Here is a 26,175-nt window from a genome sequence, read left to right on the forward strand (position 1 = left end):
TTTATTGGTCGGCCGGCTTACTGCTTGAGCAGGCTGCCGTCGGTCACCTTGACCGCGGTACCGTCGCTTGCGAAGAAGCTGCCGAACTGGGTCTGCATCTCGGTGGTGACGGCGCCGGTCGGATCGAAGTTCTCGTCCGGTGCCAGCAGCGAGCTGTGACCCCCGGCCACGAAGCGGGCCGCTCTGTGGTTGGCGGCGCCGGTGGCGGTCAGCGGTTGCAGGGCCAGGACCTTGAACAGCGGCTCGGTGCCACCCAGGGGGGCGGTGGCGATGCTGTTCGGGATCACCCGATCCGACAGGCTCAGGGCGCCGTCGCCGACGATTTCGGTGGCAAACAGCGGGAAGTCCGCCGCGATACCGCTCCCCAAGTTGATGGGGTCTGCCGAATCCAGCACCGACTGCGCCGCGAAGCTGTAGCTCTGCAGGGTGCTGGCCGCCGTGGCCTGGGTGGCCGCATCCTGGCTCGGCAGGAACTCGTTGACGAAGCAGGTCGGCACCGCCGTCTTGCAGTTCGGGGCGTAGGCGGTGAAGGCTGCCTTCAGGGCCGCACTGCCAGCGGTCAGCACGCTCATCTGGATGGTCGGGCCGAAAGTCGGCGAGTTCAGCAACAGCGGCGCTATGCCGCCACCCGGCATGGCCAGGCCGCCAGTGTCGAACTTGAACAGGGCGTCTGCCGTCGGGTTGCCAACAGACTGGTTGGCCACCGCCAGCAGGTTGGCCCCCGCGATGGCACCCAGGGAGTGACCCAGGAAGTGTACCTTGAGGCTGCCTGCGGTGCCGATGGCGCCCTTGGCATTGGCCAGCCCCACCGCCAGACGCAGGCCCAGCAGATCCGCCACGCTCTGTTTCAGGTTGTCGCGGGCCACGGTCAGGTAGCTCAGGTTCAGGTAGGGGGTCGGGTTGTCGGAGGTGGTCACCGAGTCCATGCTGCCGGTCAGGGCGAAGCCGCGTTCACCGTGCAACGGATGATCGATCACCACCACGGCCACGTTCTTGCTCGCCTGGCCACCGGCACCAATCTGGCCAAGGGCCAGCGCATAGGCGTTCTCCTTCACGGAGGTGACGCCGTGCTGATAGATGATCACGTCGGTGATGTTCGCCAGCGGTGCGGCGGCGAAGATCCGCATCGGGACGGACTGCACCTCTTCCAGTGCCGGCAGCGGGTTGAAGCGCCCGATGTTCATCTCGGGATCCAGCGCCTTGCCGCCGGAGGTGAGGGTCACCCCGATCAGCTTGCTCGCCTCCGCCAGCAGCTCGGCCTGACGGCTCGGATCGGCGATGAGTTCGCCCAGCAGGGCCGGATCCACACCCGCCCCCACCAGGCCGCCGATCACTTCGGCATCCTGGGCCTTCAGGGCATTCGCGATGGCGTAGAGGCTGGGGATGGCACCGTGCCAGGACTGGGTCTTCGCCTTGTCCCAGGAGCCGGCGGTGGCCGGGGAGGAGAGGAAGTAGGGCAGCTTGACGGTGCCGGTATAGACCTGAGTCATGCCAGCCAGGCCTTTCAGTTGCGGGTTGGCGTCAACGGCGGCGGCAATCGCATCCTTCTGCTCCTGGGGCAGGAAGTTCTCGGCGTCCAGCTGGGTCAGGAAGGGGCTGCCGCCGCTCACCGACAGGGTATAGGTGCCAGGCAGGCTGGTATGGCCCAGGGCGTCCTGCTTCCACAGGGCGGCGGCGTCCAGGGTTGGGCTCTTGAGCACGGATGCGGCCGCCCCTTTCACCGCCACCAGCACGTCGGCGCCGGACTGGGTACCGAACCAGTCGGAGAAGATCACGTGGTCGCTGGTGATGCCGGTGGCAGCCTTGAACAGCCCTTCCTGCAGCGCAATCAGGCCGCTGATGGTCTGCTCCTGGGCGTTGCTGCCGGTGCTGGTCTTGTAGTTGCTGTAGTCGCTACCCGGTCGCAGGGGGGCACCCGTGCTGTCTTTGAGGGTATCGGTCGCCACTATCATGTAGTAGGAAGAGGGGTTGAGCGGCTTGAGCGGCACCAGATTCAGCTTGCCGGTCGTCTCGGCCACCACGAAGTCCACCCCGTAGGTCAGCACCTTTTTCACGCCGCTCGGACGCAGGGCCGCACTGTCAAACTCCAGCTCCATCAGGTAGAGGGGGGCCACGGAGGCTGCGAATTCAGCAGCGGCCGGCGCCTTGACCTGGATGCCGGAGGCCGTCACCGGCACTATCTGGATCGCCTGGGTGGTCGACCAACCATCCAGGGTGGAGAGGGCGGACACCGGGTTGGAGAGATCCGCCGTTTCCGTGGAGAATTTCAGGGTACCGTCGGTCGCACGGGCTGCCAGGGCGCTGGGTCGGACTGCATTGGAGCCGCTCAGCAGATAATCGAGATAGCTTGAGGTATCGCCTGTGTTGTCGTCACTGCCACCACAACCGCTCAGCAGCGCACTGACGACGGCCGCGTAAATTAGCTTTTTCTTCATATCCTTATCTCTTTTATGTTGTTATCCATGATGAGCCTGACGGGGTAGGGTTCAAACCCGACCGAATTATATTAACAGCAACGCAACAATTAATAAGCCTCTGGTCAGTCATCTGATCTGATTTTTTTGTGTACACCATCAAGGAATTGGAATTGATTCCCGGTGTCACAGGATAGCAGCCAGGGTACATCAACCAGACCCGACCAGAGCCCGATGGGATCCATGGCGCAAAAAGCCGCCCCGATCTCGGCAAAGGGGACGATTTGTCGGTAGAATGGCGCCATTGCTTAAGGAGACCCCCATGATCGACCCGAAAAAACTGGAAGAGATCGCCAAACAGATACACAACGCCTTGCCCCCCGGCATTCGCAGCATGGGTGAAGAGGTGGAGAAAAAGACCCGTCAGGTCTTGCAGGCTCAGCTCAACAAGCTGGATCTGGTGAGCCGCGAGGAGTTCGACGTGCAGACCAAGGTGCTGCTGCGCACCCGGGAGAAGCTGACCGCCCTCGAGGCCAAGCTGGCCCAGCTCGAGCAGCAGCTCGCTGCCAAGGGCGAATGATCCGGCGTGACCCGCCGTAGATAGCACAAACCCCAGCCAGGCTGGGGTTTGTCGTTTTTATGGGGACAACGAGTTTCTCATCCCCCCTTCTCTCGCAAGACGATAAGGGGGCAGATCGACGCTCTGCGGTTGGCCGTGGTCAGATAAACTCGTAGGCATCGCCGAAGATGCGCTCGGGCTCGGCGCCCAGCACCTTGAACTCTTCCCGCGCTGCACCGGCCATCTCGAAGCGGCCCGCCACATAGATGTCGTAGTCATGCAGGCTGACGAAGTCATCCATGATGGCCTTGTGCACCAGCCCGGTCCTGCCGGTCCAGTCGCTCTCGGGCTCCTGCACCACGGGAATGAAGGTCAGCGGCGCGTAGTCGCGCTCCCACTGTTGCATCTGCTCCAGCTCGTAGAGCCAGTGCGCCTGGCGTACGCCCCAGTAGAGGAACACCGGACGCTTGCTGCCGCTGCCGATCAGGTATTCCAGGATGGCGCGGGCATAGGAGAAGCCGGTGCCGCCCGCCATCAGGATCAGCGGTCGGGGGGATTCGTCGCGCAGGAACGCCTTGCCAGCGGCCAGCTCGACCTCGATCTCTCCCTGCTCGCGCATGCGGGCCAGCACCTGACCGGCATAGGCATTCTCGGGAGTGGCACCGATCTGCAGCTCCAGCACGCCGGAGCGGGTCGGCGAGTTGGCGATGGAGAAGGGGCGCTTGTCCGAATCGCTCATCACCACCAGCAGATACTGGCCCGGCTTGAAGCTCACCTCCTGCTGCGGCGCCAGCGCCACGTGCCAGATGGTGTCGACATATTCGCGCAGTTCCTCTACGCGGCACTTGATACGTTGCATTCTTGTCCTTGTGAGGGGCCTGCCCGGCCCGCTTCGCTCATGGTTTCACTGTTTTTATGGCGACCAGTTGGTGGTCAGGTCCGTCGAGCATACCCAATTCGGCACGGCAATACCGCACTTTTGCGTCACAATGGCCGCGCCCCATCGGGGATCCCTCAGTCGAGGATCTTCAGCTCGTCCCAGATGGCATCGATCTTCTGCTTTACCGCCTCGTCCTGGACGATGGGCTGACCCCACTCGCGATTGCTCTCCCCCGGCCACTTGTTGGTGGCATCCAGCCCCATCTTGGAGCCGAGCCCGGAGACCGGCGAGGCGAAGTCCAGGTAGTCGATGGGGGTGTGCTCGATCAGGGTGGTGTCCCGAGCCGGGTCCATCCGGGTGGTGATGGCCCAGATCACGTCCTTCCAGTCGCGGGCGTTGATGTCGTCATCGCAGACGATCACGAACTTGGTGTACATGAACTGGCGCAGGAAGGACCAGACTCCCAGCATCACCCGCTTGGCGTGGCCAGGGTAACGCTTCTTGATGGTCACCACCGCCATCCGGTAGGAGCACCCCTCCGGCGGCAGGTAGAAATCCACTATCTCGGGAAACTGCTTCTGCAACAGCGGCACGAACACCTCGTTGAGCGCCACCCCGAGCACCGCCGGCTCATCGGGCGGACGGCCGGTGTAGGTGCTGTGGTAGATGGCATCCCGGCGCATGGTCATGTGGGTGATGGTGAAGACCGGGAACTCGTCCACTTCGTTGTAGTAGCCGGTGTGATCGCCGTAAGGCCCTTCGGGGGCCATCTCCCCCGGCTCCAGATAGCCTTCCAGCACGATCTCGGCGCTGGCGGGCACTTCCAGATCGCAGCTCAGCGCCTTCACCACCTCGGTACGGCTGCCCCGCAGCAGACCGGCAAAGGCGTATTCGGAGAGGCTGTCCGGCACCGGCGTCACCGCGCCCAGGATGGTCGCCGGATCGGCGCCCAGCGCCACCGCCACCGGGAAGCGTTCGCCCGGGTGGGCCTCCTGCCACTCGCGAAAATCAATGGCGCCACCCCGGTGATCCAGCCAGCGCATGATCAGCTTGTTCTTGCCGATCTTTTGCTGGCGATAGATGCCGAGGTTCTGTCGCTTCTTGTAGGGACCGCGGGTGATGGTCAGCCCCCAGGTGACCAGGGGCGCCACATCCCCGGGCCAGCAGTGCTGGATGGGGATCTGATCCAGATCCACCGCGTCCCCTTCCAGCACCACCTGCTGACAGGGGGCCGAAGAGAGCCGCTTGGTCGGCATGTTGAGCACCTGCTTGAAGATGGGCAGCTTCTCCATCAGCTCCTTGAGCCCGCGAGGCGGCTCCGGCTCTTTCAGGTAGGAGAGCCAGGTCCCCACCTGGCGCAGGGCGCTGACGTTGGGCTGGCCCATGCCCATGGCAACCCGGTCCGGCGTGCCGAACAGGTTGGTCAACACCGGCATGGTGTAGCCCTTGGGATTCTCAAACAGCAGAGCCGGGCCCCCCGCACGCAGGGTACGGTCGCTGATCTCGGTCATCTCCAGATAGGGGTCTATCTCGCGACTGATGCGCCTGAGCTGTCCGTTTTGTTCCAACTGCGCGATAAAATCACGCAAGTCCTTGTATTTCATGCAAGTACCCCAGCGGGATCAGGTGGTCCCGCATTATAACCCTGGCGGCGTATCCGGTGTACCCGTATCGGACCTCATGACGGACGAGGCGTGTCGCCGCTCCTGAAGCGTCAGCCGGTTTGCCAATTGACCCAGGAGCCTGGGCTCGTCCATCTGCAACAACAGGCCGGCCACCAGCCCGCCATACTGGTGCTTGCCGAGTTCAGCCAGGAGGAACTGCTGGGCCCCGTCCGGCAAGGGGGAGAGGCGGCTGAGCTGGTGCAGGGCGGGGACCATCAGGCGGCTGTTCTGGCTGGCGGCGATCAGCAGATCGCTCGCCTCCTGCCCTGAATAAAAGCGGGAAATGGTGTGCAGCGCAGTCAGGCTATCGTGATCCACTGGCTGACGCCACAGCTTGAGGTAGAGTGCCGTCTCCCCGGTCTGTTCGATGAAGTGCAGCAGCAACTGGTTGTCCGGCAGGAAGAGATTGAGGGCGGCAAGCCGCTGCGCCTCCCGACGCAGCACGGATACCGGCTGCCGATCGAGCACCGCCAGCAGGGCCTGCTGCTGCTGTGTCAGCTCGGGATTGCGGCTGTAGTAGACCTGTTTGAAGTCGAAGCGATCCTGCTCCAGCAACTGGCGATAGTTGTCCTGCCAGGCCAGCTGCTGCCAGTGGCTCAGCACCAGCCGGGCCTCGGCGGGGAAGTCATAGGCGGGTAGCTGCACCAGGAAACCGTCCACCTTCCCTTCCACCAGCCATTGTGGCGCCTTGGCCGCTTGTGCCCGCACCCAGGCCAGCAGCGCCGGGCTCGGTGCGCCCGATGACTTGAGCTCACCCAGCAACTGGAACAACAGGAACTCCCGCTGCCCCACCGACAGGGTCTCGAGCAACGAGTCCATGGCATCAAACTGCCCGAGCGCCATGCGACCGTCCAGGTACGCCCGATGCCCCTCCAGTCCCTCGTCCGCCACCAGGGGAGCCTGCAATTGCGGCGGGGAATCGGCATGCACCGGGGCCGCCAGCCACAACCAACCCATCCATATGAACAACACCAGCTTCATGACGTCCCTTTCCTTGTGACATCGAGGCTTCATACTACTAAGCCAGCCGTGAAATAGATAAACAAAAACCGCGACCTGGGCCGCGGTTTTGTCATTGAAGAGGCTGTTACTTTTGTTGACGCTTCATGGAGTCGAAAAACTCGTCGTTGGTCTTGGTCGCAGCCAGCTTGTCGATGAGGAACTCGATGCTGTCGATCTCGCCCATGGGGTGAATGATCTTGCGCAGGATCCACATCTTCTGCAGCTCGTCCGGTGCGGTCAGCAGCTCTTCCTTGCGGGTGCCGGAGCGGGTGATGTCGATGGCCGGGTAGACGCGCTTCTCGGCAATCTTGCGCGAGAGGTGCAGTTCCATGTTGCCGGTACCCTTGAACTCTTCGTAGATGACTTCATCCATCTTGGAGCCGGTATCGATCAGCGCGGTGGCGATGATGGTCAGGCTGCCGCCCTCTTCGACGTTGCGCGCCGCACCGAAGAAACGCTTCGGACGGTGCAGGGCGTTGGCGTCCACACCACCGGTCAGCACCTTGCCGGAAGACGGGATGACGGTGTTGTAGGCGCGGGCCAGACGGGTGATGGAGTCCAGCAGGATCACCACGTCCTTCTTGTGCTCGACCAGACGCTTGGCCTTCTCGATCACCATTTCGGCGACCTGGACGTGACGGGAGGCCGGCTCGTCGAAGGTGGAGGCGATCACTTCGCCCTTCACCATCCGCTGCATCTCGGTCACTTCTTCCGGACGCTCGTCAATCAGCAGCACAATCAGCTCACAGTCCGGGTGGTTGTAGGCGATGCTCTGGGCGATGTTCTGCAGCAGCATGGTCTTACCGGCCTTGGGCGGTGCAACGATGAGACCGCGCTGGCCCTTGCCGATCGGGGATGCCAGATCCAGTACACGGGCGGTGATGTCTTCGGTGGAACCGTTGCCACGCTCCATGCGCAGACGCTCGTTGGCGTGCAGGGGCGTGAGGTTTTCAAACAGGATCTTGTTGCGGGAGTTTTCCGGACGGTCATAGTTGACGTCGTTGACCTTGAGCAGGGCGAAATAGCGCTCGCCCTCTTTCGGCGGCCGGATCTTGCCGGAAATGGTATCACCGGTACGCAGGTTGAAGCGGCGGATCTGGCTCGGGGAGACATAGATGTCATCCGGACCAGCGAGATAAGAGCCGTCTGCACTGCGCAGGAAACCGAAACCGTCGGTCAGGATTTCCAGCACACCGTCGCCAAAGATATCCTCGCCGCCCTTGGCGTGCGCCTTGAGGATTGCAAAGATAATGTCTTTCTTGTGCGCCCGAGCCAGATTTTCCAACCCCATGGATTCGCCAAGCTGGACCAGCTCGGACACAGGAGTGTTCTTAAGTTCAGTCAGATTCATAGTGGTGAAAGTCTGTAAGCAAGGATTGAAATGAGGAGACAGTCTGCTGGATTGATGCTGATCGGATTTGACTTGCCAGGCTGGTAGTTAAGCAAAGAGTCAGGCAAAAAGGTTAGCAAACGAGCGATAAACTAGCACCAATCAGGGTGAGCGTCTAGGTGATAAAACACAAGGAGCGCATTATTGCAATGCGCTCCTTCTTGATTATTACAGGTTGCCGTCCAGGAACTCTTTCAGTTGGGTCTTGGACAGGGCGCCGACCTTGGTCGCTGCCACTTCACCATTCTTGAACAGCAGCAGGGTCGGGATACCACGAATGCCATACTTGGGCGGAGTGTCGGCGTTATGATCGATGTTCAATTTCGCCACGGTCACGCGACCTTCATATTCCTGAGCAACTTCGTTCAGGATCGGGGCAATCATCTTGCACGGTCCACACCATTCGGCCCAGAAATCGACCAGAACAGGGCTGTCGGCGTTGATTACATCGGCCTCGAAGCTGGCATCGCTCAGCTGAACAATCTTGTCACTCATCTCCAACTCCAGTCAGTAATTAAGGCTTTATTGATGGTTCAACAAAGGCAATAGTTGCCCTATTTGAAATGATCCTGTTTATTATTGCAAGCCTAACCTGATAACCTACCGCCATGAGCAAAACACATCTAACGACCGAAAAATTCGCCCAAATGGGCCTCGAACCCGAAGTTCTGGCTGGTCTGGAATCAAAGGGATTTCACTATTGTACGCCCATCCAGGCACTGTCCCTGCCCCTGCTGGTTGAAGGTCATGACCTTGCCGGTCAGGCTCAGACGGGGACCGGCAAAACCCTGGCTTTCCTGGCGGCGACATTCAACTATTTGCTGACCCATCCGCTGACCAGGCCGCGCCTCGTCAACCAGCCCCGCGCCATCATCATGGCCCCGACCCGGGAGCTGGCAGTCCAGATCTATAACGATGCAGAGAGCATGTCAGCCTCCACCGGGCTCAAGCTCGGTCTCGCCTATGGTGGCGAAGGCTACGACAAGCAGCTGGCCGTGCTGGAACAGGGCGTCGACATCCTGATCGGCACCACGGGTCGCATCATCGACTACTTCAAGTCCAAGGTCATCGATCTCGGCAACATCCAGGTCGTGGTACTGGACGAAGCGGATCGCATGTTCGATCTGGGCTTCATCAAGGACATCCGTTTCCTGTTCCGCCGCATGCCCCCCGCCACCGAGCGTCTGAGCATGCTGTTCTCCGCCACCCTCTCCCTGCGGGTGCAGGAGCTGGCCTATGAACACATGAACCACCCGGAACATGTGCAGGTCGAACCGGAACAGATGACCGGCGTGCGGATCAAGGAGGAGCTCTTCTACCCCTCCAACGAAGACAAGATGTTGCTGCTGCTCTCCCTGATGGAAGAGGAGTGGCCCGAGAAAGCCATCGTCTTCGCCAACACCAAGCACGTCTGTGAAGACGTTCACGCCTGGCTGGAGAACGACGGCCACCGCGTCGGCCTGCTGACCGGCGACGTGCCGCAGAAGAAGCGGATGAAGATCCTGGAAGAGTTCACCAAGGGTACCCTGGATATCCTGGTCGCCACCGACGTGGCTGCCCGTGGTCTGCACATCCCCGACGTGACCCACGTCTTCAACTACGACCTGCCCGACGATGCCGAAGACTATGTCCACCGCATCGGTCGTACCGGCCGCGCCGGCAGAAGCGGTCACTCCATCAGCCTGGCCTGTGAAGACTATGCCTTCAACCTGCCGGCCATCGAGGAGTACATCCACCACCCCATCCCGGTCAGCAAGTATGACCGCGAGGCGCTGCTGGATGACGTCACCGCGCCGAAACGGGTGTTCCGCAACCGCCAGCCGGTGAACCGCAACATGCGGGATCGCCAGGGCGGTGGCAACAGCAACAACCGTCGTCGTCCCCCCCGCAAGAACTGAGGGATCGGCCAAGTTGCACAACTCGCCTCTCTATGCCGCCATCGACCTCGGCTCCAACAGCTTTCACATGCTGGTGGTGCGCGAGGTCGCCGGTGCCCTGCGCACCGTCACCAAGGTCAAGCGCAAGGTACGCCTCGCCGCGGGCCTCGATGCCGATTTTCGCCTCAACCGTGCCGCCATGGAGCGGGGCTGGGATTGTTTGCGCCTCTTCTCCGAGCAGTTGCAGGACATCCCGTCCGACAACATCCGGGTAGTGGGCACCGCCACCCTGCGCCTGGCCACCAACGTCGACGAATTCATCAGCGAAGCGGAACGGGTGCTCAACCACAGCATCGAGATCATCTCGGGTGAGGAAGAAGCCAAGACCATCTATGAAGGTGTCTCCTGGACGTCGGCAGGGGAAGGCAACCGGCTGGTGATCGACATCGGCGGCGCCAGCACCGAGCTGGTGATCGGCGAGCAGAGCGAAGCCAAGCTGCTCAACAGCCTGCACATGGGCTGCGTCACCTGGCTCAACAACCACTTCGGTGATGGCGAGCTCTCCGAGGCGCGCTTCAACCAGGCCATTGCCGCCGCCAAGGCGGTACTGGAGAAAGTGGCTGCGGACTACCGTGTCCTCGGCTGGCGAACCTGCGTCGGCGCCTCCGGCACCGTCCAGGCGCTGCAGGAGATCATGCTGGCCCAGGGCAAGAGCGAGCGGGTCACCCTGCCCAAGTTGCAAGAGCTGATGGGTCAGGCCATCGCCTGCGGCAGACTCGATCAGTTGCAGCTCGAAGGGCTGGCGGCCGAACGGCTGACCGTGTTCCCCTCCGGTCTCGCCATCCTGATCGCCATTTTCGAGACCCTCGACATCGAGAGCATGACCCTGGCGGGCGGTGCCCTGCGTGAAGGGCTCATCTACGGCCTGCTCGGCAACAATCACGACTGTGATGCCCGGGATCGCACCGCCGACAGCCTGATCAGCCGCTACCAGCTCGACAAGGAGCACGCCGAGCGGGTCCGCGACACCGCCATCGAGGCGTTCACCCAGCTGCAGCCGGCCTGGCGCCTCTCCAAGCGCTACGGCCGCCCGATCCTGCGCTACGCGGCCCTGCTGCACGAAATCGGTCTGTGCATCGAGTACAAGAAGGCGCCGCAGCACGCCGCCTACATCATCGACAACATCGACATGCCGGGCTTCACCCCCGCGCAGAAGAAGCTGCTGTCGGCCCTGCTGTTCAACCAGCGGGATGAATTCAAGCTGGAGCCGCTGGAGAAACAGGGCGCCGTCACCGGTCGCCAGGCGATCCGGCTGGCCCGCATCCTGCGCATCTCCCTCATCCTCTGCATGCGCCGGACCCAGGGCACTGTGCCCAGGTTCATGCTGCAAGCCGATGAAGATGCCCTGACCCTGACCCTGCCCAAGGGGTGGCTGGACGAGCACTACCTGCGCGCCAGCGAGCTGCGCCTCGAGGTGGAGCGCCAGCAGAAGATGGGCTGGTCCACCCGGCTGCTGGAAGCCTGAGGCGCACACCCCATGGCCGATTACCAACCCGTCAGCTGTGACCTGTACGACTGGCTGGAGATCGCCGCCAGCTGGCAGTTGCCCGTCACGATCACCGACCGGGATGGACGAACCTGGACGGACAGGATCCGCACCATAGAAGCCAGCGACGGAGTGGAATATCTGCTGCTGGAGCGCGCTGAGCGCCTCAGCCTGGCGGACCTGGCGACCCTGGAACTCGTCTGGCAAGGGGAAGAAAAGCGGATCCACTTCGCCCCACCCCGCAGCCAATGAATAGCAAGAGGGCCAACCTGATCAGGTTGGCCCTCTTCGTTTGACGCTCAGACTCCCTGCCAGTCGCCACTCAACTCGCCAGCGCCGCCATCACATAGACGTCGAAGCGGTTGCTCTTGGTCTCGATGGCCATGCTGGGCTTGTGCTCGTTGAGCCAGCCCGCATAGTCGGGCCGCTTCACCACCACCCGCTTGTCAGCCATCCTGAGCGCCGCCGGCAGCAGGGCATCCGCGTCGAGATCCGCCCCCACCAGGGACTGGAACACCCGCATCTCTTTTTTCACCAGCGCCGACTTCTGCTTGTGGGGGAACATGGGATCCAGGTAGATGACCTCCGGCCGCTCGGCCAGCGCCAGCAGGGTCTCCACCGCCGGGCCTTGCAGCAGTTGCATCCGCTCGCGCACCCAGGGGCCTATCTCGGGATCCTGCCCCGCCCGGGTCAGACCGTCCTGGAGCAGGGCAGCCACCACGGGGCTGCGCTCGATCAGGGTCACCTTGCAGCCGAGGGAGGCGAGCACGAAGGCATCGCGCCCGAGCCCGGCGGTGGCATCCACCACGGTCGGCATGGCTCCCGACTTCAATCCCACCGCCTTGGCGATGGACTGGCCGCGCCCGCCACCGAACTTGCGCCTGTGGGCCACCGCCCCTTCCACGAAGTCCACATAGACGGCCCCCAGCTTGGGTTCGTCCAGCTTGCGCAGCTCCAACCGCGATTCGGTCAGCACCAGGGCGAAGGGAGCGGGAAACGCCACGTCGGCAAGGCGCTGGCGCAGGGCGTCGAGCTCGCCATCGCGGGCGGGCACTTCACTGAAAACCTGAATATGGGGCATAACATGGACTCATCACGGCGCAGAAGCCGGCATGATAGCAGAAGCGGGGGGTCAGCTCACCGTGGTCAGATTCGCCAGGTTCATTCCCTGACGGTTGAGGCTCAGGTACTCGGTCAGATCGTCGAAGGGCAGCGGGCGGCTGAGCAGATACCCCTGGGTGAAGGCGCACCCCTTCTGGCAGAGGAAGTTGAGCTGCTCCCGGGTCTCCACCCCTTCGATCACCACCTGCATGCCGAGGTTGTGCACGATGTTGATGATGCCGTCGAGCAGCAGGCGGTCCTGCTCGTTGAAGGGAATATGGCGCACGAAGGAGCGATCGATCTTCACCAGATCCACCGGGAAGGTACGCAGGTAGTTCAGTGCCGAGTAGCCGGTGCCGAAGTCGTCGATGGCCAGCTTGCAGCCCGCCTCGCGCAGAGCATCGATCCGCACCCTGTGCTGATCGCTGGTCTCCATCAGCAGAGATTCGGTGATCTCGATGATGATGTCCGCCGGATCCAGCTCGAAGTGGCGGATCACCCTGAGCCACTCGTTGGCCTCCGGGTCTATGGTCTGGAACTCCAGGGTGGAGCGGTTGATGGACATCTGCAGATCCGGGAAGCCGGACTGCTGCAATCTGGCCAGATCCCGGCAAGACTGCCACAGCACCAGGGCACCCAGCCCCTGGATGAGCCCCGCCTCTTCCGCCAGCGGGATGAAATCCGCCGGTGAGACCTGACCCCAGTGGGGGTGATACCAGCGCACCAGGGCCTCCAGCTTGGCGACCCGGCCGCTGCGGTTGTCCCAGATGGGCTGGTAGGCCATGGTCAGCTGGCCCAGCTTGATGGCCTCCGCCAGATCGTGCTGCATCTGGTGGCGCTGGCTCACCTCTTCCCGCATGGAGGCGTTGTAGGTGCCGAGGGGGCGTCCCTGGCGCTTGGCGACGAACAGGGCCTGCTCGGCATTGCGCAAGAGCTCGTCGCTGTCGCCGCCGTCATTGGGACAGAGGGTGATCCCCAGGGTGGCGGTCACATAGAGGTGCTGGTTGGCCAGCATGAAGGGACGGGCAAAGCCGCCGATCACCTGCTTGGCAAACACCTCGGCCTGACGGCGGTTGACGATGCCGGGCACCAGGAAGGCAAACTCGTCGCCGCCGATGCGGGCCACCAGGTCCTCGGTGCGTACCCGGCTCACCAGCCGATCCGATACCTCCCGCAGCAGGGCGTCGCCCACATGGTGATCCATGCTGTTGTTGACCGCCTTGAAGTTGTTGAGGTCGAGAACCATGAGGGCGAAGCGCTCCCCCCGCTCGCAGAAGCGGGCCAGACAGCGACCGAACAGCCAGCGGTTGGGCAGGCCGGTGAGGTTGTCGTAGTTGGCCTGGGCGGCGATCTTCTGCTCCGCCAGCTTGGTCTGGGAAAGATCGCTGAAGATGGCGATGTACTGACTGATCTTGCCCCCTTCCCGCACGGCGCTGATCATCAGCTGCTGGGGATAAAGCTTGCCGTTCTTGCGCTTGTTCCACACCTCCCCACGCCAGATCCCCACCCGCTCCAGGGCGTGGTACATGTCCGCATAGAAGGTCTGATCGTGCAGTCCGGACTTGAGCATGCTGGGCCGCTGGCCACACGCCTCCTCCTCGCTGTAACCGGTGATCTTCTCGAAGGCCGGATTGACCGAGATGATGCGACTGTCGGCATCGCACACCAGAATGGCTTCGGAGAGGTTGTCATAGACCCGGTGGGAGAGCTTGAGCTGCTCCGCATGGCGCCTGATGGGATCGATGTTCTCCAGCACCACCATGAGATAGTCGGGGTGCATCTGCTCGTTGCGGATCAGGGTCACCGTCACCCGCCCCCACAGGACGGTCCCATCCCGATGGAGATAACGCTTCTCCTGAGTAAACGCGGGACGCTCTCCCCGCTTGAGGGCGTCGTAGAGCGCAATGCTGGTCTGCCAGTCGTCCGGATGGTTGATTTCGGCGACGGTGAGCTGTTGCAGCTCCTCCTGGCTGTAGCCGAGCATCTTCTCGATGGCCGGGTTCGCCCAGAGGATCTTGCCGCCCAGATCCACCTTGCCGATGCCCACGGGCGCATGGGACATCATGGTGTCCAGGAAGTGGTGATGTTCCGGTTGCGCCGGCTGCTCCTGGCTCTGGCGCTGCTGATACATCAGCGCCAGTTCACGACCGGCGAGCGGGGCCAGCAGACGCAGCAGGCCCACTATCTTCTCCATTCTCGGCATGGCCCGCTTGAACATGACGCTGCACAGGCCGATGGTCTCTCCCTCGGCGTTCTTGAGCGCGACGCCGGCATAGGCTCTCACCTCGCAGCGCTCCAGCACGGCGGCGTGGGGGAACAGCTGGCGGGTGCGATCACTGAACCAGGCTTCACCCTGTTGCATGGCGATCTCCCCCGGAGTGTCGGCGAGGGGGAAGCTGTAGGCGTTGATGTCGAGGGAGGCGGGATAGGCGGCATGCACGGTAAAGAACAGACCCGCCTGATCCTTGCCGGACACCAGGACGAAGTCAGCCCCCACCGCGTTGGCGATTTCACTCACAAAGGCATCAAAATATCCCTGACCACTCGAATGAGACAGGCTGGAGATGATTTGATAGACAGACTCGAGTGCTCGCCTCATGGCAAGGTTCTTTCTCTCCCTGGAAGGTAGAACCCGACTCTACTGAAGAGGCGGGGACAGTGCAAACATGCACTCCGCAAGATATTAAAAAGGCTTGGAAAAAGGGACCAAAAGGTCCCTTTTTCTATCAAAAATCACGTTTCGATCCCACTATGCCGCAAATGTGTACCTGCTTGAAGCTCCCGCAGTGGCGCGGCAGCTCATCCAATCGAGGCTCACTGTGGCGGCGGGACCTCACGCGGCGATACCGCTGTGACGCAGCAGCGCATCCACCTGGGGCTCCCGGCCACGGAAGGCACGGAACAGCTCCATCGGCTCCCTGGAGCCGCCCTTTTCCAGAATGTTCTTCAGGAAGGAGTGGCCCGTGGCCGGGTTGAAGATCCCCTCCTCCTCGAAGCGGGAGAAGGCGTCGGCAGAGAGTACCTCGGCCCACTTGTAGCTGTAGTAGCCCGCCGCGTAGCCGCCCGCGAAGATGTGGGAGAAGCTGTGCTGGAAGCGGTTGAACGCCGGAGGCGTCATCACGGCGACCTGGCTGCGCACCTCATCCAGCAGCGCAGGGATCTGATCCGCTCTGGTCGGGTCAAAGGTCTGGTGCAGACGGAAGTCGAACAGGGCGAACTCCAGCTGGCGCAGCATCTGCATCGCCGCCTGGAAGTTGCGGGCGGTCAGCATCTTCTCCAGCAGATCGGCGGGCAGCGGCTCCCCGGTCTCGTAATGGCCGGAGATGAAGGCCAGCGCTTCGGATTCCCAGCACCAGTTCTCGAGGAACTGGCTCGGCAGCTCCACCGCATCCCAGGCCACGCCGTTGATGCCGGCCACGCCGGCCACATCGATGCGGGTCAGCATGTGGTGAATGCCATGGCCGAACTCGTGGAACAGGGTGACCACTTCGTTGTGGGTGAACAGGGCCGGTTTGCCGTCCACCGGGCCGTTGAAGTTGCAGGTCAGGTAGGCCACCGGCTTTTGCAGGGAGCCGTCCTGACGGTAGCGGCGACCCAGGCAGACATCCATCCAGGCGCCGCCCTGCTTGTGCTCGCGGGCGTAGAGATCCAGGTAGAAGCTGCCGCGCAGCTCGTCATCGGCGTCAAAGATGTCGTAGAAGCGCACGTCCGGGTGCCAGGTGTCGATGCCGAGACGCTCGCGCACCTTCATGCCGAACACCCGCTTGACCACCTCGAACAGCCCCTTCACGACCCGACCAGCGGGGAAATAAGGACGCAACTGCTCATCAGAGACCGAAAACTTGTGCTGTTTGAGCTTTTCTGCGTAATAGGCAAGATCCCAGGCCGCCAGTTCGTCCTGACCGTGCTGCTCGGCGGCAAAGGCGCGGATCTCTTCGAGCTCCGCCTTGCCTTGGAGCAGGGACTTGGCAGCCAGGTCGGTGAGGAAGTCCACCACCTGCTCCGGCTTGTCCGCCATCTTGGTCGCGAGGGAGAGCTCGGCATAGTTGGCAAAGCCCAGCAGTCGGGCCAGCTCCCGGCGCAGGGTGAGCAACTCGGTCATGATGGCGGAGTTGTCCCACTTGCCGGCGTTGGGGCCCTGGTCGGAGGCGCGGGTGGTGAAGGCCTCATACAGCTCGGCACGCAGGGCGCGGCTGTCGGCATACATCATCACCGGCAGATAGGAGGGGATGTCCAGGGTGAACAGCCACCCCTCCTTGCCCTTGAGTTCGGCCATCTGGCGCGCGGCAGCCTGGGCGCTCGCGGGCAGACCGGCCAGCTCGGCCTCGTCGGTCACCAGCTTGTGCCAGCCCTGGGTCGCGTCTAGCACGTTGTTGCTGAAACGGGAGGCGAGCTCCGAGAGGCGGGCCTGGATCTCGCCGTAGCGCTGCTGCGCCTCGGCAGGCAGACCGATGCCGGAGAGGCGAAAATCGCGCAGGGTGTTCAGGATCTCCTTGCGCTGGGCATCATCCAGCCGGGGGAAATCATCGCTCTCGGAGAGGGCCAGATAGGCTTGATAGAGCCCTTCATGCTGACCGACATAGGTCTGGAATTCGGACAGCAGCGGCAGGCAGGCATCGTGAGCCGCCCGCAGCGCCTCGCTGTTCTGCACGGCGTTGAGGTGGCTGATGGGGGACCAGATCCGGGAGAGGCGGTCGTTGACCTCTTCCAGCGGGGCGATCAGGCTGTCCCAGGTGTGAGGCTCCTTCTGGGCCAGCACGTCCTCAATCTTCTGTTTGCAATCGGCGATGGCCTGCGTCACGGCAGGTTGCACCTGATCGGGCTGGATCTGGCTGAAGGGAGGCAGCGAGTCCATTGTCAGCAAAGGGTTAGTCATCTGCGGTACCTCTAAATGCTCTGCAGCCCCTGCCGTCCAGAAGCCTGCTTGGACCATCTAAGATGTAGGCAGAAACCCCATTTATCAAGCCTTTGCCGCCAAGAGACGGGCATGTTGCCCACTTTTTCAGGCATTTTGTTCATAAAACCAGCATTCCATCTGCCAGAGACGACAATGCCGGCCCGAGGGCCGGCATTGTGAGGGCATGGACACTCCCCGCCTCAGCGTCGGGCGTCCTCTTTCAACCACTGGGCGACCCGCTTGGCGAAGTAGGTGAGGACGCCATCGGCCCCGGCCCGCTTGAAGCAGAGCAGGGATTCCATCACGCACTCCTTCTCCTTGAGCCAGCCGTTCTGGATCGCCGCCATGTGCATGGCGTACTCGCCGCTCACCTGATAGGCGAAGGTCGGCACGCCGAACTGATCCTTCACCCGGCGGATGATGTCCAGGTAGGGCATGCCCGGCTTGACCATGACGCTGTCCGCCCCTTCGGCGATGTCGAGGGCCACCTCGTGCAGGGCTTCGTTGCCGTTGGCCGGATCCATCTGGTAGGTGGCCTTGTTGCTCTTGCCGAGGTTGGCGGCGGAGCCCACCGCATCGCGGAACGGGCCGTAGTAGTGGGAGGCGTACTTGGCGGAGTAGGCCATGATCTGCACGTTGACGAAGCCATTCTCCTCCAGCGCCGCGCGGATGGCACCGATGCGGCCGTCCATCATGTCGGACGGGGCCACCATGTCGGCCCCGGCGGCGGCATGGGAGAGCGCCTGCTTCACCAGGATCTCGGTGGTGATGTCGTTCTGCACATAGCCTTCGTCATCGATGATGCCGTCCTGGCCATGGGTGGTGAAGGGGTCGAGCGCCACATCGGTGATGACCCCGAGCTCCGGGAAGCGAGCCTTGAGGGCACGGGTCGCCCGCTGGGCCAGGGCATCCGGGTTGTAAGCCTCTTCCGCCATCAGACTCTTTCTCTCCAGCGGCGTCACCGGGAACAGGGCCACCGCCGGCACACCCAGGGCCACCAGTTCGGCGGCCTCTTCGAGCAGCAGATCGATGGAGAGCCTGTCCACCCCCGGCATGGAGGCAACGGCCTCTCGCTGACCCTCCCCCTCCAGCACGAACACGGGATAGATGAGATCGTCGACGGTCAGTACGTTCTCGCGCACCAGGCGGCGGCTGAAGTCATGTTTGCGCACCCGGCGCAGGCGACGGCCCGGGAAGGCCCCCGGAAGAGTTGTGGCCATGAATCACTCCAAAAGCGGAAGTTGGAAGAATGCGGCGGAGGTGGCCCGGGTATGGGCCAGCAAGGCCTCGGGCGCTTCACCACGGCAGGCCGCCACCACCTGGGCGATGTGCGGCAAAAAAGCGGGCTCGTTGCGTTTGGGCCTGGGTTTCAGATCCCGCGGCACTAGGTAGGGGGCGTCCGTCTCTATCATCAGGCGACCCGCCGGAATGCGGGCCACCTGCTCGCGCAGCAGCTGGCCACGGCGCTCGTCACAGAGCCAGCCGGTCACCCCGATATGCAGCCCCAGCGCCAGGCACTCGTCCAGCTCGGCGTCGGAGCCGGTGAAGCAGTGCAGCACGGCCCCCGGCAGGCGGGGCAACCAGGGGCGCAGGATCTCGACGAATTTGTCATGGGCATCGCGGCAGTGCAGAAACACCGGCATCCCGAGCTCGGCGGCGAGCGCCAGCTGGGCGTCAAACACCGCGTCCTGCACCGGGCGGGGGGAGAAGTCCCGGTTGTAGTCGAGACCGCACTCGCCGATGGCCACCACCTGGGGCAGGGCCGCCAGTTCGCGCAGGGTGGGCAGGGTCGCCTCATCGACGCTTTTGGCATCATGGGGATGTACCCCGGCGGTGGAGAAGCAGTAACCGGGCCAGCGGGCGGCCAATGCGGCACTTTCGCGGCTGCCGGCCAGATCGGTGCCGGTCAGGATCAGGGCTTCCACCCCGGCGGCGCGCGCGCGTTCCACCAGGTCGGCTTGTTCGCCTGCGAACTGGCTGCTGGTCAGGTTCAAACCGATGTCGATCATGGAGTCAGGGGTTCCGGACAAACGAGGTGCATATCAGGCATTTGAAAACCATCTACTCGATGGGGCCTTACCATACGCCTCGAACGGATGCATGAAAAGAGGAAGGGAGCCTCAGCTCCCCTCTTCCGTTTGTTGCTGCTCTTCGTCCTCTTTCTTCACGTAGAAGCGGGCGAAGAACAGACCTATCTCCCACAGGCCCCACATGGGGATCGCGAGCAGGGTCTGGGAGAAGACATCGGGCGGCGTCAGCAACATGCCGACCACGAAGACCCCGACGATGACGTAGGGGCGCTTCTCCTTCAGGCTCCTGGGGGTGGTCACCCCGGTCCAGCAGAGCAGTATGGTGGCCACCGGGATCTCGAACGCCACCCCGAACGCGAAGAACAGGGTCAGCACGAAGTCCAGGTAGCTGGCGATGTCGGTCGCCACCGTCACCCCGGCGGGGGCGGTACTGGTGAAGAAGCCGAACACCAGGGGGAACACCACGTAGTAGGCGAACGCCATCCCCGCATAGAACAGCACGGCGCTGGAGGCCACCAGGGGCAGGATCAGCCGCCGTTCGTGCTGGTACAGACCGGGTGCGATGAAAGCCCAGGCCTGATAGAGCAGATAGGGGATCGCCACGAAGAAGGAGACCACCAGGGTCAGCTTGATGGGCGTGATGAAGGGTGTCGCCACATCCGTCGCTATCATGCTGGTGCCTGCCGGCAACTGGCTGAGCAGCGGCTGAGCCACGAAGTCGTAGATGTTGTTGGAGAAGTAGATGAGCGCGATGAACACCAGCAGGATAGCGGAGATCGCGCGCAGCAGACGGGTTCTCAGCTCCACCAGATGGCTGATGAGGGGTTGTTCTGCCTGACTCATGGCTTACCCTCCCCTTTGGCTGCGGACTCGCTGGCGGGCACAGGCTCGCTCTCTCGCTGACTGTTGACCGGCGGAACCTCTGGGGTGGGCGTCGGGGCCGCCACCGGAGTGGCTGGCTCAGCCTGGGCGGGCTCCCGAGGCGGGCGGATCTCGTTCTCCCCCTGATAGGGACGATTAACCGACTGGGCGGCCGCTTTCAACTGCTCGATGGACTCCTGCAGCTCGGGGCTCAGGTTGTTCATCTGCAACCGTTCGGCCTTCTTCAGATCGTTGTGCAGATCCTGCAACTTGAGCTCCTGTTCCAGCTCGGCCTTGACCGAGTTGGCGGTGCTGCGGATCAGCCTTATCCAGTGGCTGGCGGTGCGGATCGCAACCGGCAACCGCTCGGGACCCAGCACCACCAAGGCGACGACGCCGATGACGACCAGTTCCCAAAAACCGATGTCGAACATGGCTTAGGCCTGATCTTTGTCTTTCTGCTTGGCGGCTTCGGCGTTGCTGGCCGTCTCGTTCAACTGCTTGGTCGGGAACTCGGCATCTTTCTGCTCGGGTTTGGTGTCGGCCGGCTCATCGGAGAGCGCCTTCTTGAACCCCTTGACCGCCGCGCCCAGATCGCCACCGATACCGCGCAATTTCTTGGTGCCAAACAACAGCACGACGATGACTGCGATGATCAACAACTGCCAAATACTGATACCACCCATGACTTTCTCTCCGGATAGGCGCCCGATGGCGCAGGTTATTTAATGGGAACGGGTTCGCAACCAACCCAGCAGCCAGCATAACCCGGCGCCGGCGAGGCTGATTTGTCCCCACTCAATGTGTTGTTTCTGGGTCAGCAAGAATACACCCGCGAGCAGCAGGCTGGCTCCAACCCCTAAGAGGTAGCGAGCCTGCCCCTGACGGCGACTGTGGCGACGGAAATCGGCAAACATCTGGTCGAAGTGGTGCTGCTGATGGCGGGCCTGACGCAGGGTCTCGTAGACCAGCTCCGGCAGCTCCGGCAGTTTCTCCGCCCAGAACGGCGCCTTCTCCTTGATGGCATTCCACACCGCCTTGGGGCCGACCTGCTCGTGCATCCAGTTTTCCAGATAGGGCTTGGCGGTCTGCCACAAATCCAGCTGGGGATAGAGCTGGCGACCCAGCCCTTCCACATAGAGCAGGGTCTTTTGCAGCAGCACCAGCTGCGGCTGCACCTGCATGTTGAAGCGACGGGCGGTGTTGAACAGATTGAGCAGCACGTGGCCGAAGGAGATCTCGGAGAGCGGTTTCTCGAAGATGGGCTCCAGCACGGTGCGGATGGCGAACTCGAACTCGTCCACCTTGGTATCGGGTGGTACCCAGCCTGACTCCACGTGCAGCTCGGCCACACGGCGGTAGTCGCGGTTGAAGAAGGCGAGGAAGTTCTCCGCCAGGTAGCGCTTGTCTTCCCGGTTGAGGGTGCCGACGATGCCGCAGTCGATGCCGATCCAGAGCGGATTCTCAGGGTGTTCGAAAGAGACGAAGATGTTGCCCGGATGCATGTCGGCGTGGAAGAAGCTGTCGCGGAACACCTGGGTGAAGAACACTTCCACTCCGCGCTCGGCCAGCAGCTTCATGTTGGTGCCGTTGGCTTCCAGCGCGGCAATGTCGGAGACCGGAATGCCGTAGATGCGCTCCATCACCAGCACCTGCTCACGGCAATGGTCCGTGAACACCTCGGGCACGTAGAGCGCCTCGGAACCGGTGAAGTTGCGGCGCAGCTGGATGGCGTTGGCCGCTTCGCGCATCAGGTTGAGCTCGTCGAGTATGGTCTTGCGATACTCCTCCACCACCTCGACGGGGCGCAGTCGTCCGCTCTGGGGCACGAAACGGGCCACCAGACGGGCCAGGGCCTGCATCAGGCGCAGGTCGGCCTCGATGACCGGCTCGATATCGGGACGGATCACCTTGATGACGATCTCGCGGCCGTTCTCCTTCAACCGGGCGGTGTGCACCTGGGCGATGGAGGCGGATGCCAGCGGCGTCTCGTCGAAGTCATCGAACAGGGTCTCGACGGGGCAACCCAGGCTCTCTTCTATCTGGCGACGGGCGGCCTGACCACAGAAGGGAGGCACCCTGTCCTGCAGCAGGGCCAGCTCTTCGGCAATGTCGGGGGGCAGCAGGTCTCGGCGGGTCGAGAGCATCTGGCCGAACTTGATGAAGATGGGGCCCAGGGCCTCGAAGGCGAGGCGAATACGGGCGCCACGGCTCATGCCTTGTTGCTTGTTCTTGAGCCAGAACAGACTGCGACGGGCCAGACGGCCAGGCCAGGGCTGATAACGGGCGGGCACCAGCTCGTCGATGCCCTGTTCCAGCAGGATGCTGACGATGCGATAGAGGCGTTTGAACTCCTTCGGGGTCATCAGCTCACCTGCTGTTCGAGGCGGGCAAGCCGCAACTCGATCGCCTTCATCTGTTGCGCCAGCTCTTCGACATCGTCATTGAAGCTCGCCACTTCCAGCGGACCCGGGGCAAGCCTCGCCTCCTCGGTCAGATACTCAGCCACTTGACGCTGGGAACGGCACAACTCTCGCCCCACAAAACGGCGAGCCTGACGGGCACCACTGCACAGGGTGTGGGCCACCACATCGCCGGTGTAGCGGGACAGCTCCTCTTCCCAGTCGATATCGAGCTCGCCAAGCAGGGCGCTGAATGCCTGCACCAGCTGGGGGTCACCGCTCAGGTCCAGCTTCTCCTCGCGGATGTAGCGGGTCAGGGCGGAAGGCTCCTTGAGCAGACCGAGGGCGGTCAGGGAGAGGCTCAGCACCGCATCCGCCTCCCCTTCAAACCTGGCCAGCACATCCAGACGGCGCTCCGAGAAGACAAACCAGAGCGGCTTGAGCTCGCGCAGCTCCAGTTTGAGTACCTTGCCCGTCAGCTTGCGCAACCGCTCCGGGCTCTGTTTGTCCAGGGCCAGCAACTGGTTGAGGCTGGTTTCGATCACCGCGGTGACCATGGCATCCATCGGCATAGGCGACCTTAAAACTTGTAACCGCGGTGCAGGGCGACCACGCCCTGGGTCAGGTTGTAGAACTCCACCTGCTCGAACCCGACCTGCTCCATCATGCCCGCCAGGGTCTGCTGATCCGGGTGCATGCGGATGGATTCCGCCAGGTATTTGTAGCTTTCGCTGTCGTTTGCGACGATTTCGCCCATTTTCGGCAGCAATTTGAAGGAGTAGAGATCATAAAGCTTGGCGATCACTTCGCTCACCGGCTTGGAGAACTCCAGCACCAGCAGGCGGCCACCCGGCTTGAGCACCCGGAACATGGAGGCAAGCGCCTTGTCCTTGTCGGTGACGTTGCGCAGGCCGAAGCCGATGGTGATGACGTCGAAATGGTTGTCAGGGAACGGGAGCGCCTCGGCATTGGCCTGTACGTAGGAGACGTTGTTGGCTACCCCCAGGTTGCGCAGTTTGTCGCGGCCCACTTTCAGCATGGAGTCGTTGATGTCCGCCAGGACCACCTGGCCGGTCTCACCCACGATGCGGGAGAACTTGGCGGTCAAATCCCCTGTGCCGCCAGCCAGATCCAGCACCTTCTGTCCTTTGCGGACACCGGAGCAGTCGATGGTAAAGCGCTTCCAGAGGCGATGGATGCCGAACGACATCAGATCGTTCATCAGATCATACTTGGCCGCTACCGAATGAAAGACACCGGCGACCAGGGTTTCCTTCTCGGTCGCTGCCACGGTTTTATAGCCAAAATGCGTAGTAGTAGTCTGTTCCGACATCCCTCAAATACCCATAGAGCAAAGAATGGCCGCCAGTTTACCAGAGCCGATGGCGTGCGGACACCTCAAACCCGGCTTGTGACCAACTGCATCCCCAGCACGACCATGGCCAGACAGAGGAACAGATTGAGACCAATATTGAGCAGTGCCTTCAGATAGGCCCCTTGCTGGGCCAGCACGACCGTATCGAGGGCAAAGGAGGAGAAGGTGGTCAGGGCACCGAGGACACCCACCATCAGCAATGGCTTCATCGGGTGTTCCACCACGTGACCATGGCTGATCAGGGCATAGGCAATCCCCATGATGAAGGAACCCACCACGTTGACCACCAGGGTGCCATAGGGAAAGTGGCGTCCCAGCAGCCATGCCATCAGCTCGGCGATGCCAAAGCGCAGGCAGGCACCTAAGGCGCCCCCGACAGCGACAAATAACCAGGTTTGCATCAAGCAGTCTCCAAGATTGTCAGGTTGGCATTATGCAAAATCTCGACAGCAGGGGACAGCCGGGCAATTAATCGACCCGGCAAGACCCTAGCGGCGAAAGTCTACCCGTTCTGGATTCACAAGATGGAGGGTCGTCTCGGCCGGGCGAGTATCGGCGATGACTCTGCCATGACGGATGGAATAACGTACAGGCACCTGGCGGCGCACCGCATCGAAACCATTCTCTGCAGGAAGGATCAGCAGATTGGCGGGCTTGCCCACCTCGATGCCGTAGCGATCCTGCACGTTCAGGGTGCGGGCACTGTGACAGCTGATCAGCTTGAGACTGTCGTTGATCTGTTCGTAGCCCATGATCTGGCAGACATGCAGCCCCATATGCAGCACCTGCAACATGTTGGCCGTGCCCATGGGATACCAGGGATCGAACACGTCGTCGTGGCCGAAGCAGACGTTGATGTTCGCCTCCAGCATCTCCTTCACCCGGGTGATGCCACGACGCTTGGGATAGGTATCGAAGCGCCCCTGCAGGTGAATGTTCACCAGCGGATTGGCGACGAAGTTGATGTCCGCCATCCTGAGCAGCCTGAATAGCCGCGACGCATAGGCTCCGTTGTAGGAGTGCATGGCGGTGGTGTGGCTGGCGGTTACCCTATGGCCAATACCGCGCTCGTAGGCCAGGGTTGCCAGTGTCTCGATAAAACGGGACTGTTCGTCATCGATTTCGTCGCAATGCACATCCACCAGAACCTGATATTTTTCCGCAAGATCGAAGACGTAGTGCAGACTCTCGACCCCGTACTCCCGGGTAAACTCGAAATGGGGGATGGCACCGATCACGTCGGCCCCCAGCTTGAGAGCCTCTTCCAGCAATGCCTTGCCGTTGGGGTAGGAGAGGATCCCCTCCTGTGGGAAGGCCACTATCTGCAGCTCCACCCACTCCTTCATCTCCTCCCGCACCTCCAGCATCGCCTTCAGGGCGACCAGATTGGGGTCGGAAACATCCACATGGGTGCGGACGAACTGGATGCCGTTGGCAATCTGCCATTTCAGTGTCTGGATGGCGCGTTGTTTCACATCCTCATGGGTCAGCAGCGCCTTGCGCTCGGCCCAACGCTCGATCCCCTCAAACAGGGTGCCGGAGAGGTTCCAGCTCGGCTCGCCAGCCGTCTGGGTGGTATCAAGATGGATGTGAGGCTCGATAAAGGGGGGGATGACAAGGCCTTGCTCACCATCAAGCTCATGGGCTGCGAGCAGAGGGGTGCTCATGGGCTCGATGGCCCGGATCACGCCTCCCTGACAGAGGATTTGCCACATCCCTTCCCTGCCCGCCAGACGCACATTCCTAATCAGCATGTTCTTTCCCCTTCGAAAGCGTCGTTGTCTTTGCCAATCCACAACTTAGCCCGGATCCCTTTAAGAGAGAAGCGGCGCCCGGAAAGCATACGGGATAGAAAGGGAAGATATCTCAGCAACAAGAAGGTGCGACATTGCAGGACTGCAATTTGCGATGGATGGCTGAAAGGCAGATACAAAAAAGCCTCCCGATTGGGAGGCTTTCTTATTTAATGGTGCTGATACCCAGAATCGAACTGGGGACCTCATCCTTACCAAGGATGCGCTCTACCGACTGAGCCATATCAGCACACTAACCGGTAAAGACCACGCTCAATGCGTAATCTAAAATTGGGTGCCTGGCAGTGTCCTACTCTCGCATGGCGAATGCCACACTACCATCGGCGCTACAGCGTTTCACTTCTGAGTTCGGCATGGGGTCAG

Annotated in this window: 23 protein-coding genes and 1 tRNA gene; 4 read left to right on the forward strand and 20 right to left on the reverse strand. The window is 62.1% G+C overall.

From position 1 onward, the window contains the following. Window positions 1-17: 17 nt before the first annotated feature. Window positions 18-2,435 carry a VolA/Pla-1 family phospholipase gene (locus tag AB5Y89_RS11415; protein ID WP_368223801.1) on the reverse strand — a complete coding sequence of 806 codons (2,418 nt, stop codon included), beginning with the start codon at window positions 2,433-2,435 and terminating at the stop codon, window positions 18-20. A 301-nt stretch (window positions 2,436-2,736) separates the two neighbouring features. On the opposite strand from AB5Y89_RS11415, the gene AB5Y89_RS11420 reads away from it, so the two are divergent. Continuing rightward, the gene (locus AB5Y89_RS11420) at window positions 2,737-2,994 is read left to right on the forward strand and encodes an accessory factor UbiK family protein (RefSeq protein ID WP_010672374.1); all 258 of its coding nucleotides are present in this window, start codon (window positions 2,737-2,739) and stop codon (window positions 2,992-2,994) included. A 139-nt stretch (window positions 2,995-3,133) separates the two neighbouring features. Here AB5Y89_RS11420 and fre read toward each other — a convergent pair whose 3' ends face one another. The 5 genes from fre to trxA form a co-directional block, all read right to left on the reverse strand. Next, window positions 3,134-3,832, reverse strand: coding sequence for an NAD(P)H-flavin reductase (fre, locus tag AB5Y89_RS11425; protein WP_010672373.1), 699 nt, complete (start codon window positions 3,830-3,832; stop codon window positions 3,134-3,136). Between the two features lie 155 nt (window positions 3,833-3,987). Next, the gene (gene ubiD, locus AB5Y89_RS11430; protein WP_010672372.1) at window positions 3,988-5,457 is read right to left on the reverse strand and encodes a 4-hydroxy-3-polyprenylbenzoate decarboxylase; all 1,470 of its coding nucleotides are present in this window, start codon (window positions 5,455-5,457) and stop codon (window positions 3,988-3,990) included. A gap of 33 nt (window positions 5,458-5,490) precedes the next feature. After that, on the reverse strand, window positions 5,491-6,498 hold the full coding sequence (locus AB5Y89_RS11435; RefSeq protein ID WP_045522595.1) for a hypothetical protein: 1,008 nt from the start codon (window positions 6,496-6,498) through the stop codon (window positions 5,491-5,493). A gap of 106 nt (window positions 6,499-6,604) precedes the next feature. Next, window positions 6,605-7,870 (reverse strand): transcription termination factor Rho, encoded by a 1,266-nt coding sequence (gene rho, locus AB5Y89_RS11440; RefSeq protein WP_010672370.1) that lies wholly within the window; start codon window positions 7,868-7,870, stop codon window positions 6,605-6,607. 207 nt (window positions 7,871-8,077) lie between these two features. Beyond that, window positions 8,078-8,404: a thioredoxin TrxA gene (gene trxA / locus AB5Y89_RS11445; RefSeq protein WP_010672369.1), complete on the reverse strand. Its 327-nt coding sequence runs from the start codon at window positions 8,402-8,404 to the stop codon at window positions 8,078-8,080. Between the two features lie 113 nt (window positions 8,405-8,517). On the opposite strand from trxA, the gene rhlB reads away from it, so the two are divergent. Genes rhlB through AB5Y89_RS11460 form a run of 3 tightly spaced genes read left to right on the forward strand, consistent with a single transcriptional unit; the run spans window position 8,518 to window position 11,584 of the window. Beyond that, window positions 8,518-9,807, forward strand: a complete 1,290-nt coding sequence (gene rhlB, locus AB5Y89_RS11450) for an ATP-dependent RNA helicase RhlB (RefSeq protein WP_029313424.1) — start codon at window positions 8,518-8,520, stop codon at window positions 9,805-9,807. 13 nt (window positions 9,808-9,820) lie between these two features. Continuing rightward, window positions 9,821-11,311, forward strand: a complete 1,491-nt coding sequence (gppA, locus tag AB5Y89_RS11455; RefSeq protein ID WP_049636360.1) for a guanosine-5'-triphosphate,3'-diphosphate diphosphatase — start codon at window positions 9,821-9,823, stop codon at window positions 11,309-11,311. 12 nt (window positions 11,312-11,323) lie between these two features. Further along, on the forward strand, window positions 11,324-11,584 hold the full coding sequence (locus AB5Y89_RS11460) for a Rho-binding antiterminator (protein WP_226043558.1): 261 nt from the start codon (window positions 11,324-11,326) through the stop codon (window positions 11,582-11,584). A gap of 70 nt (window positions 11,585-11,654) precedes the next feature. Here AB5Y89_RS11460 and AB5Y89_RS11465 read toward each other — a convergent pair whose 3' ends face one another. The 14 genes from AB5Y89_RS11465 to AB5Y89_RS11530 all read right to left on the reverse strand — a co-directional run bounded on the left by AB5Y89_RS11465 (window position 11,655) and on the right by AB5Y89_RS11530 (window position 26,041). Next, window positions 11,655-12,404 (reverse strand): class I SAM-dependent methyltransferase, encoded by a 750-nt coding sequence (locus AB5Y89_RS11465; protein ID WP_069784359.1) that lies wholly within the window; start codon window positions 12,402-12,404, stop codon window positions 11,655-11,657. 60 nt (window positions 12,405-12,464) lie between these two features. Further along, window positions 12,465-15,032, reverse strand: a complete 2,568-nt coding sequence (locus AB5Y89_RS11470; RefSeq protein WP_039041083.1) for a bifunctional diguanylate cyclase/phosphodiesterase — start codon at window positions 15,030-15,032, stop codon at window positions 12,465-12,467. Window positions 15,033-15,266: 234 nt separating this feature from the next. Then, window positions 15,267-17,309: an oligopeptidase A gene (gene prlC / locus AB5Y89_RS11475; RefSeq protein ID WP_368223802.1), complete on the reverse strand. Its 2,043-nt coding sequence runs from the start codon at window positions 17,307-17,309 to the stop codon at window positions 15,267-15,269. A 221-nt stretch (window positions 17,310-17,530) separates the two neighbouring features. Further along, complete coding sequence (hemB, locus tag AB5Y89_RS11480; RefSeq protein ID WP_042017420.1) at window positions 17,531-18,550, reverse strand: porphobilinogen synthase; 1,020 nt, start codon at window positions 18,548-18,550, stop codon at window positions 17,531-17,533. Between the two features lie 3 nt (window positions 18,551-18,553). After that, the gene (locus AB5Y89_RS11485) at window positions 18,554-19,339 is read right to left on the reverse strand and encodes a TatD family hydrolase (RefSeq protein WP_368223804.1); all 786 of its coding nucleotides are present in this window, start codon (window positions 19,337-19,339) and stop codon (window positions 18,554-18,556) included. Between the two features lie 111 nt (window positions 19,340-19,450). Continuing rightward, entirely contained in the window at window positions 19,451-20,203 is a 753-nt protein-coding gene (gene tatC / locus AB5Y89_RS11490) for a twin-arginine translocase subunit TatC (protein WP_010672360.1), read from the reverse strand. Further along, entirely contained in the window at window positions 20,200-20,655 is a 456-nt protein-coding gene (gene tatB, locus AB5Y89_RS11495) for a Sec-independent protein translocase protein TatB (RefSeq protein ID WP_113069289.1), read from the reverse strand. Before tatB ends, tatC begins: the two co-directional genes overlap by 4 nt. Before the next feature lie 3 nt (window positions 20,656-20,658). After that, the gene (gene tatA, locus AB5Y89_RS11500) at window positions 20,659-20,907 is read right to left on the reverse strand and encodes a Sec-independent protein translocase subunit TatA (protein ID WP_010672358.1); all 249 of its coding nucleotides are present in this window, start codon (window positions 20,905-20,907) and stop codon (window positions 20,659-20,661) included. A gap of 39 nt (window positions 20,908-20,946) precedes the next feature. Next, window positions 20,947-22,587 (reverse strand): ubiquinone biosynthesis regulatory protein kinase UbiB, encoded by a 1,641-nt coding sequence (ubiB, locus tag AB5Y89_RS11505; protein ID WP_010672357.1) that lies wholly within the window; start codon window positions 22,585-22,587, stop codon window positions 20,947-20,949. After that, complete coding sequence (locus AB5Y89_RS11510; RefSeq protein WP_029313421.1) at window positions 22,587-23,195, reverse strand: SCP2 domain-containing protein; 609 nt, start codon at window positions 23,193-23,195, stop codon at window positions 22,587-22,589. The genes ubiB and AB5Y89_RS11510 overlap by 1 nt, the downstream gene beginning before the upstream one ends. Before the next feature lie 8 nt (window positions 23,196-23,203). Next, a complete protein-coding gene (gene ubiE / locus AB5Y89_RS11515) occupies window positions 23,204-23,956 on the reverse strand; it encodes a bifunctional demethylmenaquinone methyltransferase/2-methoxy-6-polyprenyl-1,4-benzoquinol methylase UbiE (protein ID WP_010672355.1) in 753 nt (250 codons plus the stop codon). A gap of 65 nt (window positions 23,957-24,021) precedes the next feature. Further along, entirely contained in the window at window positions 24,022-24,399 is a 378-nt protein-coding gene (crcB, locus tag AB5Y89_RS11520) for a fluoride efflux transporter CrcB (protein WP_216944861.1), read from the reverse strand. Between the two features lie 87 nt (window positions 24,400-24,486). Further along, the gene (locus tag AB5Y89_RS11525) at window positions 24,487-25,752 is read right to left on the reverse strand and encodes a cytosine deaminase (RefSeq protein ID WP_368223806.1); all 1,266 of its coding nucleotides are present in this window, start codon (window positions 25,750-25,752) and stop codon (window positions 24,487-24,489) included. Window positions 25,753-25,965: 213 nt separating this feature from the next. Next, a tRNA-Thr gene (locus AB5Y89_RS11530) sits at window positions 25,966-26,041 on the reverse strand. Between the last annotated feature and the right edge of the window lie 134 nt (window positions 26,042-26,175).

The organism is Aeromonas sp. s4 (assembly GCF_040907855.1).
GTDB lineage: Bacteria > Pseudomonadota > Gammaproteobacteria > Enterobacterales > Aeromonadaceae > Aeromonas > Aeromonas caviae.

What these genes read in the sequence shown, in the direction of transcription:
- AB5Y89_RS11415 (WP_368223801.1), bottom strand. Translation starts at nt 2,435, where the DNA reads ATGAAGAAAAAGCTAATTTACGCGGCCGTCGTCAGTGCGCTGCTGAGC.
- AB5Y89_RS11420 (WP_010672374.1), top strand. Translation starts at nt 2,737, where the DNA reads ATGATCGACCCGAAAAAACTGGAAGAGATCGCCAAACAGATACACAAC.
- fre (WP_010672373.1), bottom strand. Translation starts at nt 3,832, where the DNA reads ATGCAACGTATCAAGTGCCGCGTAGAGGAACTGCGCGAATATGTCGAC.
- ubiD (WP_010672372.1), bottom strand. Translation starts at nt 5,457, where the DNA reads ATGAAATACAAGGACTTGCGTGATTTTATCGCGCAGTTGGAACAAAAC.
- AB5Y89_RS11435 (WP_045522595.1), bottom strand. Translation starts at nt 6,498, where the DNA reads ATGAAGCTGGTGTTGTTCATATGGATGGGTTGGTTGTGGCTGGCGGCC.
- rho (WP_010672370.1), bottom strand. Translation starts at nt 7,870, where the DNA reads ATGAATCTGACTGAACTTAAGAACACTCCTGTGTCCGAGCTGGTCCAG.
- trxA (WP_010672369.1), bottom strand. Translation starts at nt 8,404, where the DNA reads ATGAGTGACAAGATTGTTCAGCTGAGCGATGCCAGCTTCGAGGCCGAT.
- rhlB (WP_029313424.1), top strand. Translation starts at nt 8,518, where the DNA reads ATGAGCAAAACACATCTAACGACCGAAAAATTCGCCCAAATGGGCCTC.
- AB5Y89_RS11460 (WP_226043558.1), top strand. Translation starts at nt 11,324, where the DNA reads ATGGCCGATTACCAACCCGTCAGCTGTGACCTGTACGACTGGCTGGAG.
- AB5Y89_RS11470 (WP_039041083.1), bottom strand. Translation starts at nt 15,032, where the DNA reads ATGAGGCGAGCACTCGAGTCTGTCTATCAAATCATCTCCAGCCTGTCT.
- prlC (WP_368223802.1), bottom strand. Translation starts at nt 17,309, where the DNA reads ATGACTAACCCTTTGCTGACAATGGACTCGCTGCCTCCCTTCAGCCAG.
- hemB (WP_042017420.1), bottom strand. Translation starts at nt 18,550, where the DNA reads ATGGCCACAACTCTTCCGGGGGCCTTCCCGGGCCGTCGCCTGCGCCGG.
- AB5Y89_RS11485 (WP_368223804.1), bottom strand. Translation starts at nt 19,339, where the DNA reads ATGATCGACATCGGTTTGAACCTGACCAGCAGCCAGTTCGCAGGCGAA.
- tatC (WP_010672360.1), bottom strand. Translation starts at nt 20,203, where the DNA reads ATGAGTCAGGCAGAACAACCCCTCATCAGCCATCTGGTGGAGCTGAGA.
- tatB (WP_113069289.1), bottom strand. Translation starts at nt 20,655, where the DNA reads ATGTTCGACATCGGTTTTTGGGAACTGGTCGTCATCGGCGTCGTCGCC.
- tatA (WP_010672358.1), bottom strand. Translation starts at nt 20,907, where the DNA reads ATGGGTGGTATCAGTATTTGGCAGTTGTTGATCATCGCAGTCATCGTC.
- ubiB (WP_010672357.1), bottom strand. Translation starts at nt 22,587, where the DNA reads ATGACCCCGAAGGAGTTCAAACGCCTCTATCGCATCGTCAGCATCCTG.
- AB5Y89_RS11510 (WP_029313421.1), bottom strand. Translation starts at nt 23,195, where the DNA reads ATGCCGATGGATGCCATGGTCACCGCGGTGATCGAAACCAGCCTCAAC.
- ubiE (WP_010672355.1), bottom strand. Translation starts at nt 23,956, where the DNA reads ATGTCGGAACAGACTACTACTACGCATTTTGGCTATAAAACCGTGGCA.
- crcB (WP_216944861.1), bottom strand. Translation starts at nt 24,399, where the DNA reads ATGCAAACCTGGTTATTTGTCGCTGTCGGGGGCGCCTTAGGTGCCTGC.
- AB5Y89_RS11525 (WP_368223806.1), bottom strand. Translation starts at nt 25,752, where the DNA reads ATGCTGATTAGGAATGTGCGTCTGGCGGGCAGGGAAGGGATGTGGCAA.